This is a genomic window from Streptomyces sp. NPDC059696 (assembly GCF_042733745.1).
In the GTDB taxonomy this organism is placed as follows: domain Bacteria; phylum Actinomycetota; class Actinomycetes; order Streptomycetales; family Streptomycetaceae; genus Streptomyces.
The window spans coordinates 209,802-223,463 of the sequence record NZ_JBHWFG010000010.1 but is presented as its reverse complement, the minus strand read 5'-3'; the positions used below and the strand labels follow the sequence as shown (position 1 = coordinate 223,463).

The 13,662-nt window shown below is 69.6% G+C and carries 9 protein-coding genes and 3 pseudogenes; 6 read left to right on the top strand and 6 right to left on the bottom strand.

Annotated elements, in window-relative coordinates:
- The first annotated feature begins 752 nt into the window (after nucleotides 1-752).
- Complete coding sequence (locus tag ACFV20_RS14190) at nucleotides 753-1,619, top strand: CAP domain-containing protein (protein ID WP_385656043.1); 867 nt, start codon at nucleotides 753-755, stop codon at nucleotides 1,617-1,619.
- Nucleotides 1,620-1,806: 187 nt separating this feature from the next.
- On the opposite strand, the gene ACFV20_RS14185 is transcribed toward ACFV20_RS14190, so the two are convergent.
- Together ACFV20_RS14185 and ACFV20_RS14180 are read right to left on the bottom strand one after the other, a co-directional pair.
- The gene (locus ACFV20_RS14185; RefSeq protein ID WP_385656042.1) at nucleotides 1,807-2,589 is read right to left on the bottom strand and encodes a TSUP family transporter; all 783 of its coding nucleotides are present in this window, start codon (nucleotides 2,587-2,589) and stop codon (nucleotides 1,807-1,809) included.
- Nucleotides 2,590-3,237: 648 nt separating this feature from the next.
- A pseudogene (locus ACFV20_RS14180) lies at nucleotides 3,238-4,231 on the bottom strand (helix-turn-helix domain-containing protein).
- 52 nt (nucleotides 4,232-4,283) lie between these two features.
- On the opposite strand from ACFV20_RS14180, the gene ACFV20_RS14175 reads away from it, so the two are divergent.
- Entirely contained in the window at nucleotides 4,284-4,679 is a 396-nt protein-coding gene (locus tag ACFV20_RS14175) for a cupin domain-containing protein (protein WP_385656041.1), read from the top strand.
- A gap of 125 nt (nucleotides 4,680-4,804) precedes the next feature.
- Here the strand turns inward: ACFV20_RS14175 and ACFV20_RS14170 are convergent, their stop codons facing one another.
- The gene (locus tag ACFV20_RS14170; RefSeq protein WP_385656039.1) at nucleotides 4,805-6,133 is read right to left on the bottom strand and encodes an ATP-binding protein; all 1,329 of its coding nucleotides are present in this window, start codon (nucleotides 6,131-6,133) and stop codon (nucleotides 4,805-4,807) included.
- A complete protein-coding gene (locus ACFV20_RS14165; protein ID WP_234849217.1) occupies nucleotides 6,130-6,819 on the bottom strand; it encodes a response regulator transcription factor in 690 nt (229 codons plus the stop codon). Before ACFV20_RS14165 ends, ACFV20_RS14170 begins: the two co-directional genes overlap by 4 nt.
- Nucleotides 6,820-6,855: 36 nt before the next feature.
- Between ACFV20_RS14165 and ACFV20_RS14160 the strand changes: the two genes are divergently transcribed.
- The 3 genes and pseudogenes from ACFV20_RS14160 to ACFV20_RS14150 all read left to right on the top strand — a co-directional run.
- Complete coding sequence (locus ACFV20_RS14160) at nucleotides 6,856-7,428, top strand: hypothetical protein (protein ID WP_385656037.1); 573 nt, start codon at nucleotides 6,856-6,858, stop codon at nucleotides 7,426-7,428.
- 396 nt (nucleotides 7,429-7,824) lie between these two features.
- Nucleotides 7,825-9,117, top strand: a complete 1,293-nt coding sequence (locus tag ACFV20_RS14155; RefSeq protein ID WP_385656036.1) for an IS256 family transposase — start codon at nucleotides 7,825-7,827, stop codon at nucleotides 9,115-9,117.
- A gap of 70 nt (nucleotides 9,118-9,187) precedes the next feature.
- A pseudogene (locus tag ACFV20_RS14150) lies at nucleotides 9,188-9,745 on the top strand (cysteine hydrolase family protein); the annotation flags it as partial.
- A 469-nt stretch (nucleotides 9,746-10,214) separates the two neighbouring features.
- Here ACFV20_RS14150 and ACFV20_RS14145 read toward each other — a convergent pair.
- The gene (locus ACFV20_RS14145; RefSeq protein ID WP_385656035.1) at nucleotides 10,215-11,246 is read right to left on the bottom strand and encodes a DNA topoisomerase IB; all 1,032 of its coding nucleotides are present in this window, start codon (nucleotides 11,244-11,246) and stop codon (nucleotides 10,215-10,217) included.
- Between the two features lie 687 nt (nucleotides 11,247-11,933).
- Between ACFV20_RS14145 and ACFV20_RS14140 the strand changes: the two are divergent.
- A pseudogene (locus ACFV20_RS14140) lies at nucleotides 11,934-12,927 on the top strand (NAD-dependent epimerase/dehydratase family protein).
- Nucleotides 12,928-13,248: 321 nt separating this feature from the next.
- Here ACFV20_RS14140 and ACFV20_RS14135 read toward each other — a convergent pair.
- Nucleotides 13,249-13,590 (bottom strand): peptidoglycan-binding protein, encoded by a 342-nt coding sequence (locus ACFV20_RS14135; RefSeq protein ID WP_385656033.1) that lies wholly within the window; start codon nucleotides 13,588-13,590, stop codon nucleotides 13,249-13,251.
- Between the last annotated feature and the right edge of the window lie 72 nt (nucleotides 13,591-13,662).

Below are 13,662 nucleotides of genomic sequence, written 5' to 3'. Positions count from 1 at the left end.
CCGCAAAGTCAACTGGGGCCAAGTCGGACAATCAGCCGCCCTCGGCTGCCTCGGCGGCATGCTCGGCGCCGGCATCGGCGCCAAGGCCGCCAGCCGAGTCAGCTGCACCTCCCCCAACAGCTTCACCGGCGACACCCGCCTCCAGCACGGTGCTTTGTGTACTCGGCGGACAGCACCTCACCCTCCCGGTGAGCCGGGCCCTGCCGCCAGGCCGCCCCGGCTGCAGGGCACTTGGTCTCGATCTGCACCTCCGGGGCGCGGCGGCAGGACCTCGATGCATTCCCGCAGCGCCTCGATCCCCCAGGCAGTGCGCGCGCCAACCGCGCTCCAGACCCGGTTCCGCGGCCACGTAGAGCCCAGGGCGGCGGCCCCAGCCCGTCGCTGCCGCGGCAACCGCTGCCCTGCGGTACGGCCGGCCCGGCCGGGCCGCCTCCCTGGCACGCCGACCATGCGGGCAGATGCGGCAACTGTGTTGCGTGCGGGCCTGTGCAGGCGGGTGGCGTCCTGAGGGGGCGAGGGGGTGGACGCCAGAGCAGGGTGGGCGTGAAGCAGGGCGGGGTGCGCTTGCGGCTGTTTCTCAGCGGACTTTGAGGGCTGTCTTAAGGGTTCTTGAAGAAGACCTTCGAACAAGGGTTTGCGGCCTGGGCGGGTTCTAGGCTCTCGAGCACCCCCCACAGGGTCCGGTGGCCGCGATCGCGGCCACCGGGCACAGGGGGCGCGTCAGCCGACCGAACAGACCGAGGTGTCCTTACATGGGTTCCCGCCGAGCCGCCCGCCCCTCCCGCTCGAACGCCCGCCGCCGCAGTGGGCCAAAGAGGCGCGGTCCCGCGCTGGCCATGGGAGCCGTCGCTGCGATCGCGGGCGTCGGGATCACCGTGGCCGTCGTCAGCGGTGAGGACGGCGACGCCTCGGAGCGGGTGGTCGCGGACGGCGCGGACCAGGCGCCGGGCGCCCAGGGTGCCTCTGGCGGGGCGGCGCCGGAGGCTTCCGCTTCGGCGCGTGCGCGTGCGAACGCCACGGCGAGCAGCTCACCGAGCGCGAAGCCGAAACACAAGCAGAAGCGGAAGCAGTCGGCGAGTCCCTCCCCCGGTGCACGGAAGACGACCTTTCCCACATCGATGCCACTCGCGGGGACCGCGGCGAAGAGCGGCAGCGGGACGGCGGGCGGTTCCGGCGGTGTGCGGCCGGGCGGCAGCAGGGCGGACTCCGGGTCGGAGACGGGGACGGGGTCCGGTGGCGGGCCCGAGGCGCAGGTGCTCGCGCTGGTCAACAAGGAGCGGGCCGCGGCAGGATGTGCACCGCTCACAGCGAACGACCGGCTCACCCGGGCCGCCGACGACTACAGCGACGTCATGGCCCGCAGCGGCGTAATGTCCCACACCGGCCCCGACGGCTCGACGATGACCACCCGCATCGAGGCCGCAGGCTACGAGTGGTCGACCCTGGGCGAGAACATAGCCCAGGGCCAGGCGGATGCCGCCTCGGTGATGAAGTCCTGGATGAACAGCCCCGGACACCGCGCGAACATACTCAACTGCTCCTTCAAGGAACTGGGCGTGGGCGTCCACTTCGGCGACGGCGGCCCCTGGTGGACCCAGGACTTCGGCGCCGGCCGCTGACCCCACGCCCCCCATGGCCGCCAGGCCCGCCGGCGTCGGTCACTTGCCCCGCTCGCCTCCATACGTGAGAACGGACAGCACTTCGACACCGGTTCAACAGACACCGGACGGCCGACGCAGGGCCGCAATGTTCACCCGTCTCGACAGCACCCCGGTGCCTGCCCCGCGACGGCTGGGCACCGCACGGTCAGCGAAAGGACTGCACTGCGCAGAGCGCGCCGATCGCGCTGGCGAGGGCGCCGAGCAGAAGCCGGAGGGCCCTCTCAGGCAGGTGCGGCTGGAGGCGTGCCCCGAGGTAGCCGCCCAGGAGACCGCCGGCGCCGCAGGAAAGGCCCAGCAGCCAGTCGGGGGCGACGCGGCCAGTGGTGGCCAGGGAGAGCAGCGCGTAGGTGGCCGCGCCGACGATGGAAGTCACGAAGGTGGAGGCCAGGGCGGCGGGTGCGACGGCCGCGACCGGTACGCCGCGGCCGACCAGGATCGGGCCGAGCAGCGAGCCACCCCCGATTCCGTAGATGCCGCCGGCTACACCGACAGCCAGGGCCGGCGACGTCGTCGCGCGGGGCGAAGGCTGGTGCCCCGCGCGAGGTGGGGCCGGGCGTACCGTCCGCAGCCACAGCCACAACCCGAGCGGCAGCAGCAGCACCGCTACGAGGAGGCGGAAGATTCCCGGGCCGGGAACAGCGCGGACGCGGATCACGGCCCCGATGACGACGCCCGGAACAGTACCCGCGATCAAGAGCCGGGTCAGCAGTCCGCCGAACTGTCCGGCCCGCCCGAAGCGCACGAGTGCACCGGGGCCGGCCACAACGTTGTAGAGCAGGTTCGTCGGTGTCACGGCCGGGCTGGGCACACCCAGCACACTCACCTGCACGGGCAGCAGGAAAACCGCGCCGGAGACACCCACGGGCACGGTGACGACGGAAATCAAGAACCCCGCGGCGAGACCGAGCAACGCCCACGACCACTCCACGTTCGTCCCCCTCGACACTGTCCAACCGGCACCCGAAACAGGCACCGGACCAGACGCCTTCCGCTCTCGAGACCACCGACCCCGCCCCGATCCAACCACCTCCCACAAGGCGAACCACCGCCGCCCCAACACGCGAACAAAACCACCGCTCACCGCCCCGGCCGCAGACCGGACCCCACTCCCCCCGGCGGCCCGCGCCGGCCGCCGCTGCCGGCGCCGGCCGCCGGCCCAGGTCACTGCTCTGCGCCGCCGCTCCCGGCCGTGTCGGCCCGCGCGAACGACACCCGCACCCGGACGCCACAACCGCCCCCGCGTAACCGCCAGCTCGCCATCGCCCGCCCCGAGGCCCCGGCCACGATGGCTCTTCTCCAAGGCAAAGGCGACCCGGAACAAGGACGAGACCGACTCCGCGGCGGCGTGCCACTGCCCGACGCCCCGGCACGCGCCTGGCTGACGGACACGATCAAAGTGATCGCCAACCACCCACGGCTTCGCCGGCTCCTTCGGCACCAGCCGAACGCAAACGGCAAAACACCGCAGAGACCCGAGTCCCGGGAGCCGGGTCATGGTGAAGAGACGTTCGACACTCCGGGGCCGGAAGAACTTCCCACCGCACCCCACGTAGTGCGCCAGCACCGGAGGCCCCCCTCAGTTCGCCCCCAGCCCGAACCGACGCTTGTACGCCGACGGCGTGATACCGGTCTCGCGGCGCATCAGCGCGCGCAGATTGGCAGCGGTCCCAAGCCCGCTGCGTCGCGCGACTACCTCGAACCGGGACTCGCCTCGCTCAATCAACCGACACGCCAGAGCAAGCCGTTCACCCGTCAGCCACGCCAGCGGCGTCGTGCCCAGTTGCGCCTGGAAGCGGCGATGCAGCGTCGCCGGACTGACCGCAGCACGCGCCGCAAGGCCGGACACCGTGAGCGGTGCGTCCAGCCGTTCCTGCGCCCATGCCAGGACAGGCGCCAAGGACTCATCCGGCAGGTCGGGCACGGGGCGCTCGACGAACTGCCGCTGCCCACCATCCCGGTGCGCCGCGAAGACCAGCCGTCGGCTCACCGAGTTGGCGATCTTTGCGCCGTAGTCACGCCGGACCAGATGCAGCCCGAGATCGAGCGCGGCTGCACTGCCTGCCGCGGTGAGGATGTCACCGTCGTCCACGAACAGCACGTCTGCTTCGAGCCGGACGAAGGGGTAGCGGGCCCGGAAGGAATCCGCCCACTGCCAGTGCGCGGTGGCCCGGCGCCCGTCGAGGACGCCCGCCTCGGCCAGTGTGAAGGCGCCGCTGCAGAAGCCGACCGGGCGCGCACCGCGGGGCCTGTGCCCGGCGGACGGCCTCGAGCACGGCGGGACGACGGGGCACCTCTATGTCCGGCCGGTTGGGGACGATCAAGGTGTCCGCCGCGTCGGCCGCTTCCAGGCCGGCGACTCCAGTGAGCGTGAAGAATCCGTCTCGCATCAGGGTGCGGGGCTCGGGCGAACAGAGCCTGAAGTCATAGAGATCACGGCCGATCTCCGGTCTGCGCAGACCGAAGACCTCGGTGGCGCAGCCCAGCTCGAAGGGGTTGGAGTTCTCGTCCACGATCACGACGACCCTGTGCACACCCGCCGCGTGAGCTGCGTGCGAGGATTCTTTCACCATGTGCGATTTCCAGCACTCACGGCGGCCATGCCAAACGGCTCAGGATGAACCCATGAGCAGCGAACCCATCCCCCTCAGAAGGGCTCTGGCCTCCTTCGATGCCCTGTGGAGCCCCCGCATCGTCCCTCACGTCAACGACTACGACGTCCGCATCGCCAAGGTCGAGGGCGAACACATCTGGCACGTGCACGACGACACCGACGAGTTCTTCCTGGTACTCGATGGCGAGCTGCGCATCTGCCTGCGCGAGCCCGACGGGCAGCGCACGGTCCTGCTCCCGCAGGGGGCGGTCTTCACCGTCCCCCGAGGCACAGAGCACAAGCCGTACGCTCCCTCCGGCGCCGCCATCCTCATGTTCGAGCCCACCGGGACACCGACCGTAGGCGATCGCCACGACGAGATCCCAGAGCACGTCGACTCATCAACCGGACACGCACTCAGCACCTGACCCGACAGGCTTCGCCAGGCGCCACTGTTCATGGTGTCAGCCTGCCACCGGGTCGGTTACGTTCGCCGACTGCCCGTCGCTGGCCACAGGCACCCCACCATCGGGCACCGGTCACTGCACTGCGGTCACCGCGCCGCCCCGCCGGTTCCGGCCGTGTCGGCCAGTGCGAACGACACCCCCACCCGGGCGCCGCCCAACGGCGCCCGGGTGATCGTCAGTTCGCCATCGGCCGCGCGAGAGGCCCGGGCCACGATGTCCAGGCCCAGCCCCGTCGAACCACCCACGCTCACCCCCCTGGTGAGTGCTGCGTCGGGGTCCGCCACGCCCGGCCCTGCGTCGTCGACCGTGAGGAGAACGTGCCGTTCGGCCCGCTCCACGCGCACGGCGAAGGCGGTGCCCTCCGGGGTGTGCCGGAAGACGTTGCCGATCAGGGCGTCGACGACGGCCGCCAGGTCATCCTCGGAAAAGGCGACGGGCGCAGGGCGCGGCGTGAGGGAACGCTCGTACGGTCGTGCTTGCTGGGTGGCCAGGACCGACCAGAAGTCCAGGCGCATGGCGACCACCTCCGCCACGTCGCAACGCTTGGCCTCACCGGCGGCCGCGCGGGCCGGCTGCGCCGCCGCAAGCGGGGTGCGAGCCGCGGCGATGATCGCATCCAGTTCGCTCTCCAGCTGCCCGGCCGCCGTGGCGACCCGTCGGGCGCTGGGCGTGGACCCCATCCGGTCGGCCTCCAGATAGAGAGCGGTCAGCGGGGTGCGCAGGCGGTGCGAGAGGTCGGCGACCAGTTCGCGCTCGACGGCGAGAAGGTCCAGGACGCGGTCGGCCATGGTGTTGAACGCCGCACCCGCCTCCTCAAGTTCGGGCGGGCCGTCGGGCTTGACACGCGCGTCCAGGTCGCCCGACCCAAGAGCCAGCGCCGCGCGTTTGAGGCTGCGTGAGGAGCGCACCACGCGGGCACCCAGCCGGTCGGCCACCAGGACCGACCCGGCGACCAGACCCAGCGCGAGCAGCGCCATGACACCCCAGGACGCGGCCACGCCCCGGGTGAGATCCGCGGCCGGCACGAACGCTTCCACGACCGCGACCCGCTCGCCCGGCAGGACGACGGGCTGGAGGTAGACCCAGCCGCCAGCAGTGTCCACGGCAAGCGTCTCGCGCCCGCGCACCGCCCGCTCGAGCGCCTGACCGGGCGCGTGGGGGGTGCCGACGAAGGCGCCGTCGGGCAGCCGTACGACGAGCTGGTCGGAGGAGCCGAGCTCGGCGACGGCCTGCTGCACATCCGCCCGCCGCGTGGTCAGGGCGAGCACCGGGGACAAGGCGGCCGCCCGCTGCTCGGCAGCCGTGGTGGCCCTATCCCGTGCCTGCTCACGCACCAGGAGAGCCAGGGGGATCAGGAAGGACAGAGCCACCATCGAAGTGACGGCCAGGGCGATCCCCGCCAGGGCACGTCTCATGGCGAACTGACCAGCTTGATACCCAGACCGCGCACCGTATGCAAATAGCCCGGTTTTCGCGCCTTCTCGCCCATCTTGCGGCGCAGCGCGGACAGGTGCACGTCGACCGTCTGGTCCTCCACATACGGCTGCTGCCACACCTCGGCCAGAATACGGCGGCGGGTGACGACCTGGTCGGCATGGGCGGCCAAGTAGGCCAGCAGGTCGAACTCACGGCGGGTCAGGGCCAGTTCCCGGCCCGCCAGATGCGCGGTGCGCGCCATCGGGTCGATACGCAGGTCCGCCACCTGCACCACCGGCTGCCGGGCCGCCGCGGTGTCGGCGGGCACCGACCGGCGCAGCACGGCGGCGAGCCGGGCGGCGAGCTGGCCGCCGGAGAACGGTTTGACCAGGTAGTCGTCGGCCCCCGCGTTCAGCAGCCGGATGATCTCGCTCTCGTCGTCACGGGCCGTGGCGACCAGGACCGGCACCCGGGAAATACCCCGGATCATGCGCAGCACGTCCAGACCGTCGAGATCGGGCAGCCCCAGATCCAGCACCACCATGTCCGGTGGACTCTGGGTGATCTCACGCAGCGCCTCAAAACCCAGGTGGGTGGTGCGGACCACGTAGCCGTGCCCGGACAGCACCTCGATCAACGCAGCCCTGATCACCGGATCGTCCTCAACGACAAGTATGGAGGCCATGAGTAGGCACCGTAGCCGGTCCGACACCATAGTGCCGTGCCCCGCCTCCTGCGCTACCTCACCCTATGGCTCGCCTGCACCACAGCCAGCGCCACCGCCGTCATCCTCACCATCCACTTCGTCACCGGATCCACCCGCCCCACCGCACCCGTCGCACAAACCGCACCCAGCCAACCCCCCAAAACCCCACGACCCAGCACCACCACCGCGAAAGCTTCCCCGAGCCCGTCGGCAAGCCCGCGCACACCCAGCCCACCCCCGAGCAGCAAAGCCGCGGCCGACCCCAGCCCCACACCCACCTCCACGCCGACACCCGACACCCGCACCAGCACCCCCGCGGCGCCGACCGGCACCAACGGGCCCGACTGCCAGGACGACGACGCCGATGTCTACACCGTGCCCTCCCAAGGCGGCAAAGCCACTGTCCGATTCGGCGACGACGCCGTATGCCTCATCTCAGCGGTCCCCAACCAAGACTTCACTGTCGGCACCCACCGCACCGGAGCCCAGACCCTCACCGTGACCTTCACCGCCGGCCACCACCGATCCGACATCACCACCACCACCCAACCCCAAAACCATGCCAGCATCCGCGAAACCTCCTGGTGACACACCCCCATCAACGACCAGCGCTCGCCGGGCCACCAGAGCAGCCCTGGTCGAGAGGCCGCCCCCCGTAACAGGCCAACCGCCCCGACGGACTCCGATCCCGTACCAAAGAGTTGAAAGCAACCCACCTTCGGCATCAGCCGGACCACCAACCGACCACGACCCCAAGCGACCGGCGTCATAACTGACTTGTGACCCCCGTTTGTCACCGAGTTCGGGCAGCGCTCGGTGATCGCAAGGCGAGAAAATGTCGATGAGAACTGACACCGGTCGTGAGGGCACTGCGGTACCACACTGCGGAGATTTCCGGAACCTCTACCACAGCTCGGTTGATCCACCAGACTTGTCGGGACTGTAAATCGTTCGGTGTAACTCCCGATCATGGAGGATGCATCGATGACCAGTGAGAACGTGGCCGAGCAGGACGCTGTCGAGTCGGCACCGGTTGTATCGGCGAAGGCGGTGGACGACCAGCTGATCGACGAGCTGGTGAGCCGGGCCCAGGCCGAGGGCCTGCAGCTGACCGGCGAGGTCGGGCTGCTGCAGCAGCTGACCACGCGGCTGCTGGAGTCCGCCCTGGAAGGCGAGATCACCGAGCATCTCGGCTATGACAAGCACGATCCGGCGGGCAAGAACGGCGGCAACTCCCGCAACGGCAAACGCTCCAAGACCGTGCTGACCGATGTCGGCCCGGTGGAGATAACGGTGCCGCGCGACCGGGACGGCTCCTTCGAACCGAAGATCGTCAAGAAGCGGCAGAAGCGCCTGACCGGTGGCGACGAGATGGTCATCTCGCTGGCCGCCAAGGGCCTGACCACCGGCGAGGTCCCGGCCCACCTGGCCGAGGTCTATGGGGCCGAGGTCTCCCGGCAGACCATCTCGACCATCACCGACAAGGTCCTCGAGGGCATGGCCGAATGGCAAAGCCGCCCCCTCGACCCGGTCTATCCGGTGGTCTTCATCGACGCCATCCACGTGAAGATCCGCGACGGCGCGGTCGCCAACCGGCCCGTCTATGTCGCCCTGGCCGTCGCCACCGAGGGCCGGCGGGAGGTCCTCGGGCTGTGGGCCGGCGACGGCGGCGAGGGCGCCGAACACTGGATGCACATCCTCACCGAGATCAAGAACCGCGGCGTGAACGACGTCCTCATGCTGGTCTGCGACGGGCTCAAGGGCCTGCCCGAGGCGGTGGAGACTGTCTGGCCCCGCACCATCGTGCAGACCTGCGTGGTGCACCTGCTGCGGAACTCCTTCCGCTATGCCGCCCGCCAGGACTGGGACAAGATCGCCCGCCTTTTCAAGCCCGTCTACACGGCGCCGACCGAGGAAGCCGCCCTGGAGCGGTTCGCCGAGTTCGCCGACGCCTGGGGACGGAAGTATCCGGCGATCGTGAAGCTGTGGGAGAACGCCTGGGAGGAGTTCACCCCGTTCCTGCGGTTCGACACCGAGATCCGCCGCATCGTCCGTGCCACCAACGCGATCGAGTCGGTGAACGCCCGCATCCGGCGGGCGGTCAAGGCCCGCGGGCACTTCCCCCACGAGCAGGCCGCCCTGAAGTGCGTCTACATGGCCATCATGAGCCTGGACCCCACGGGCAAGGGCCCGGCCCGCTGGACCATGCGCTGGAAGACCGCCCTGAACGCCTTGGACATCACCTTCGACGGACGACTCTCCGGAGCCCGCCAGTAACCGCAACCAACCTAGTTACACCGCTCGTTTGACAGACCCGACTTGTCCCAACGGAGAAGGGACGGCAAGTATGGCAAACAGCGCACTTCTGGTGATGGACGTCCAACGGGACGTCGTGGCCATCGCCGATGACGGTTCCGGGTATCTGCCTCGCTTGCGAAGGGCGATCGACGGTGCCCGGGCTGCAGGTATCACCGTGATCTACGTGGTGCTGGGGTTACGGCCGGGCCATCCAGAAGTCAGCCCCCGCAACAAGGTGATGACAAACGCCATGAGGGCCGGCCTGTTCTCCGAGGGAGCCCCTGGCACCGAGATCCATGACGACGTCGCGCCCCAGCAGGGCGACGTCGTGGTCATCAAAAGGCGTGGGAGCGCGTTCTGGGGCGGCGACCTCGAGTTGGTACTCAGGGCTCGCGATATCGACAGCCTTGTTCTCACCGGCATCGCAACCAGCGCTGTAGTGCTGTCCACCCTGTGGCACGCCATCGACCTGGACTTCGGCCTCACCGTCCTGGCGGATGCCTGCCTCGACACCGACCCCGACCCCGACCCCGACGTGCACCGGATGCTCACCGAGAAGCTGTTCCCGCAGTGGGCAGATGTCCTCGCGGTCGAGAACTGGGTCAAAAACCATCGCACCGCAGTGGCCGAAGGCCGCACGGACTCTCGCGAGTCGCCCTGCCGCCCGTGGCCTACGGCGGGATCGAGGCGGACGAGTGCCGAGCTGGTCGACGGCCTGGTCGAACTGGGGCATCGGGTGACCGTCATCGGAGTGGGCCGTAACGGGACCAAGAGCCGGGATCGGTGCCCGAGATCGTCGAGGACGGCGTCACCGGCTTCATCTGTGATCACCCCGCCGAACTGGCCCAGGCGATCGGCTCGGTGGACCGGCTGGATCCCCGTGCCTGCCGAGGACGAGTCCACCGTCACTTCGACACCGATCAGATGGCGGCCGCCTACGCCGCCCTCTACCAGCAGCTTTGCTGGGGGACCCGGCAGCGAACCGGCCGCCCGCATGATCCCTCTGCTGAGCTGGGCGCGGTCCGGCCTGGCGCAACACGTCACGTCGTCCCCACCCACGATCCCACCCCGTGTGGTCACCCGTCGGGTCGGCGCCCGGTCTCCAGCATGTGCAACACGGCCCCTTCGGCAGACCCCTGGGTGGCAGGGACGCCGTAGGTGCCCCCGTCGCCGAGGCTGGGCAGTGCAGCGGCGACCGTCACGCCCTCCTCGAACAGTTCGATCACGCGTGGATTGATGTAGGAGGCGCGGCAGACCGCCGGGGTGTTGCCGAGATACCCGGCCACCTCCCTGACCGCCCGGGCAATGGCCCGGCGACGGGCGCTCTCACTGTGGGCCACGGGTTGTGAGACGGCCAGTGCCACGGCGGCCATGACGGTGGCGTGCCAGGTACGGAAGTCTTTGGCGGTGATCTCCAGGCCTGCCAGCTCCTTGAGGTAGGCGTTGACGTCGTCACCGCTCACGTCGTGCCAGGCGCGCTGCTGCCAGTAGGCCAGCAGCCGGTCACCTCCACCACGGCGCCGCAGCAGCGCGGCAAGGGCACGGCAGGACGCGGGGTCCGTGACCGTCCGGGCGACCTCCTTGCCGTGCTTGCCCGTGTAGGTGAACAACACCGCACCGGCCTGGTAGCGAGAGTGCTCACGCAGCAACGTGGTCAGACCGTAGCTGCTGTTCAGATCGGTGTAGCGGTCGCTGCCGATACGGAAGAACCCGAGGTCGAGCAGACGTACCGCCGTGGCCAGGACCCGCTCTCTGGTCAGCCCGCGATCTCTCAGATGGCCTTCGGCTGCCTCCCGTACCGCGGGCAGGACTTCGGCGACGTCGAGCACGTGCGCGTGCTTGGCTTGCTCCTGCTCGGCGCGGAATTGGGCGTGATACAGGTACTGCCGCCGCCCGGCGGCGTCGGTGCCCACGGCTTGCAGGTGCCCGTTCGCCCGGGTACAGATCCACACGTCACGCCAGGCCGGCGGTATCACCAGACCGCGGATACGGGCCTTCTGCCCCGGATCGTGCAGTGGCTGCCCGCGGGCGTCGAGGTACCGGAAACCGCGCCCCTGCCGCAGTCGGCGGTAGCCCGGGTCGGTGGGGCGGCTGTGGTAAAGACGCATGTCCGACCTCCTTCACCGTCCCTGAGCCAACGTGCTCTCCCGCCCAGTACCCGTTGGTCACCGTTGTACGTTCAAGGAGGGACCGGTTTGCGGATCTCGTTCATCAGCATCCCTGTGAAGCGGTTGGACTCGGGATCACCGGCGTCGCGTCCCTCCAGGTCCTTGATGCTCTTCCTCGGTTCCGCCGAGTGCCGACCCGCTCCAACGCGATCTGCTCGGCGCAGATCTCCGGTCCTGCCACCGGGCGGGTGCCCCTGGACCGGCCGGAGATCGACTCGACCTCACGGTGATCGGTCATCAACTCGCCGATGTCGATTCCACCATGGCCCACGTCCTTCACCTGCAGCTTGGAGCAGCGGTCCGGACGGTGCCGCCGCGGCTGTGAGTGCCGCGGTCGGCGGGCCCACACGGGACATCGCGAGCATCGGGAGGCCGCGCATCGCGGGAACCGACGTGTGAGGACAACCGCTCAGGGAACCCGGCGGCAGTACGTCGCCAGAACGGCGATCCGCCGGAGCGGCTCCGCTGCTCAGCGCAATCCGCGGCCTGTTGTTTCGCTCCCCCCATAGCTCGGGAAGGCCGGTCGAAGCTTTCCGCAGCTCTCCACATTCCCCCTGTACCGCGTCGAACGGCATGTGCCCGGGGCCCCGCTGCCCGGCGCCTTCGGGCGCAAACGAAGGACGTTCCATGAGCACCAGCAGGACACGCACATGGCAACGTGCGCTGGTGACGGGTGTGGGTGGTGCCGGCTTCCTCGGCAGTCACCTGTGCGAACGGCTGCTGGACGCAACCGTCGAAGTCGACTGCGCCGACAACCTCTGCTCCGGTACGCGCGAGAACATCGCCCACCTGGAAGGACGACACGGCTTCCGCTTCGTCGAGTGCGACGTCTCGGCCTCCACGGCCCCCGAGCGGCTGCCGAGGCCGTACGACCTGGTCCTCCACTTTCGCCTGCCCTGCGTCACCGGCCGACTACCTGCGGTTGAAGCTGGAGACGCTCGACGTCGGCAGCCTGGGCACCCGCAACATGCTGGCCATCGCGGAGCGTGACGGAGCCCGCTTCCTGCTGGCCTCGACATCCGAGGTGTACGGCGACCTGCTGAGCCATCCGCAGCGCGAGCACTACTGGGGAAACGTCAATCCGGTGGGGCCGCGCAGCGTGTACGACGAGTCCAAACGGTTCGCCGAGGCACTGGTCACCGCTCATGTGAGCGTCGGAAACGCCGACGCGGGCATCGTCCGTCTGTTCAATACGTACGGACCGCGCATGCGCGCGCACGACGGGCGAGCCGTCCCGACTTTCGTCAGTCAGGCCCTGGCCGGCGAGCCGCTGACGGTGGCGAGGGACGGCCGGCAGACCCGGTCCCTGTGTTACGTGGACGACACCGTCGACGGTGTCCTGCTGGTCGCGGCGAGCCAATCGGTGCGCCCCGTGAACGTCGGCGGCACCGACGAGGTCACGGTCGGCGAAATCGCGCACCGTGTGGTCGAACTGACCGGCTCCTCCTCCCGGATCGTGTACGTCGACCGCCTCACCGACGACCCGCAGCGCCGCCGCCCCGACACGGGCCTGGCCCGTGAACTGCTGGGCTGGATGCCCCGCGTGCCCTGGGAGGAGGGCATCAAGCAGACCATCGCCTACTTCGCCACGGCTCAGTCCACGCACGAGCCAGCCCCGTAGGCACACCGCCCTTCCCGTAGCTCCGCACGGAGGCAACGCATGCGAGTCCTGGGAACCAACGCTCCAGCCTGATACCCGGGAGCGCACCTTGACGGGGACGGGGGCCTCAGAGGTCGTTCTCATTCCGAACCTCGTGGGTGACTTTTTCCGTTCCGCACCGGGTCGGGGACCAAGTACCTCGCGTCCTCCCCGCCGACGCGGGGGCATACCGTCGGATGGGTCGCCATGCCGCACACGCCGTGGTCTCCGCGCCGATGCGCAACTGCTCCACCTCCAACAGCCCGTGCAGTCGTCGCAGCATCTGGCATGTGGCCGTGGCGGCTATGTCGTCCGAAGCATGAGGGCGTGTCGAGTGTTGTCCCCGTAGACGCCGGTCTCGTCTCCATGGATGCCGTAGGCATGCTGGAATCGGGCCACTGCCTGACGGACCTCCGTGCCGTAACGGCCGTTGATGGCACCGCCGTCATAGATGTGAGGGATCTGGAGCAGACGTACCTGCAACTCGTAAACACCGTGGCCAGTGTCGCCTGGGCGCAGCAGCCCGGTGCCCGGGATCTCGGGAAGCGAGGCGTTGCCGGGAGCCGGCCGGTTCGGTTGCCCGGTCGGTGAGGACGGGGCTGCAGGTGCTGGATTCTCAGGCAATGGCCGGTCGGGCTGCTCCATGGACGCAGGCGGCGTCGCCGGTGCGGAGTCGCCGTTGCTGAGCAGCGAAGAGGCAAGGACCAATCCGCTCAC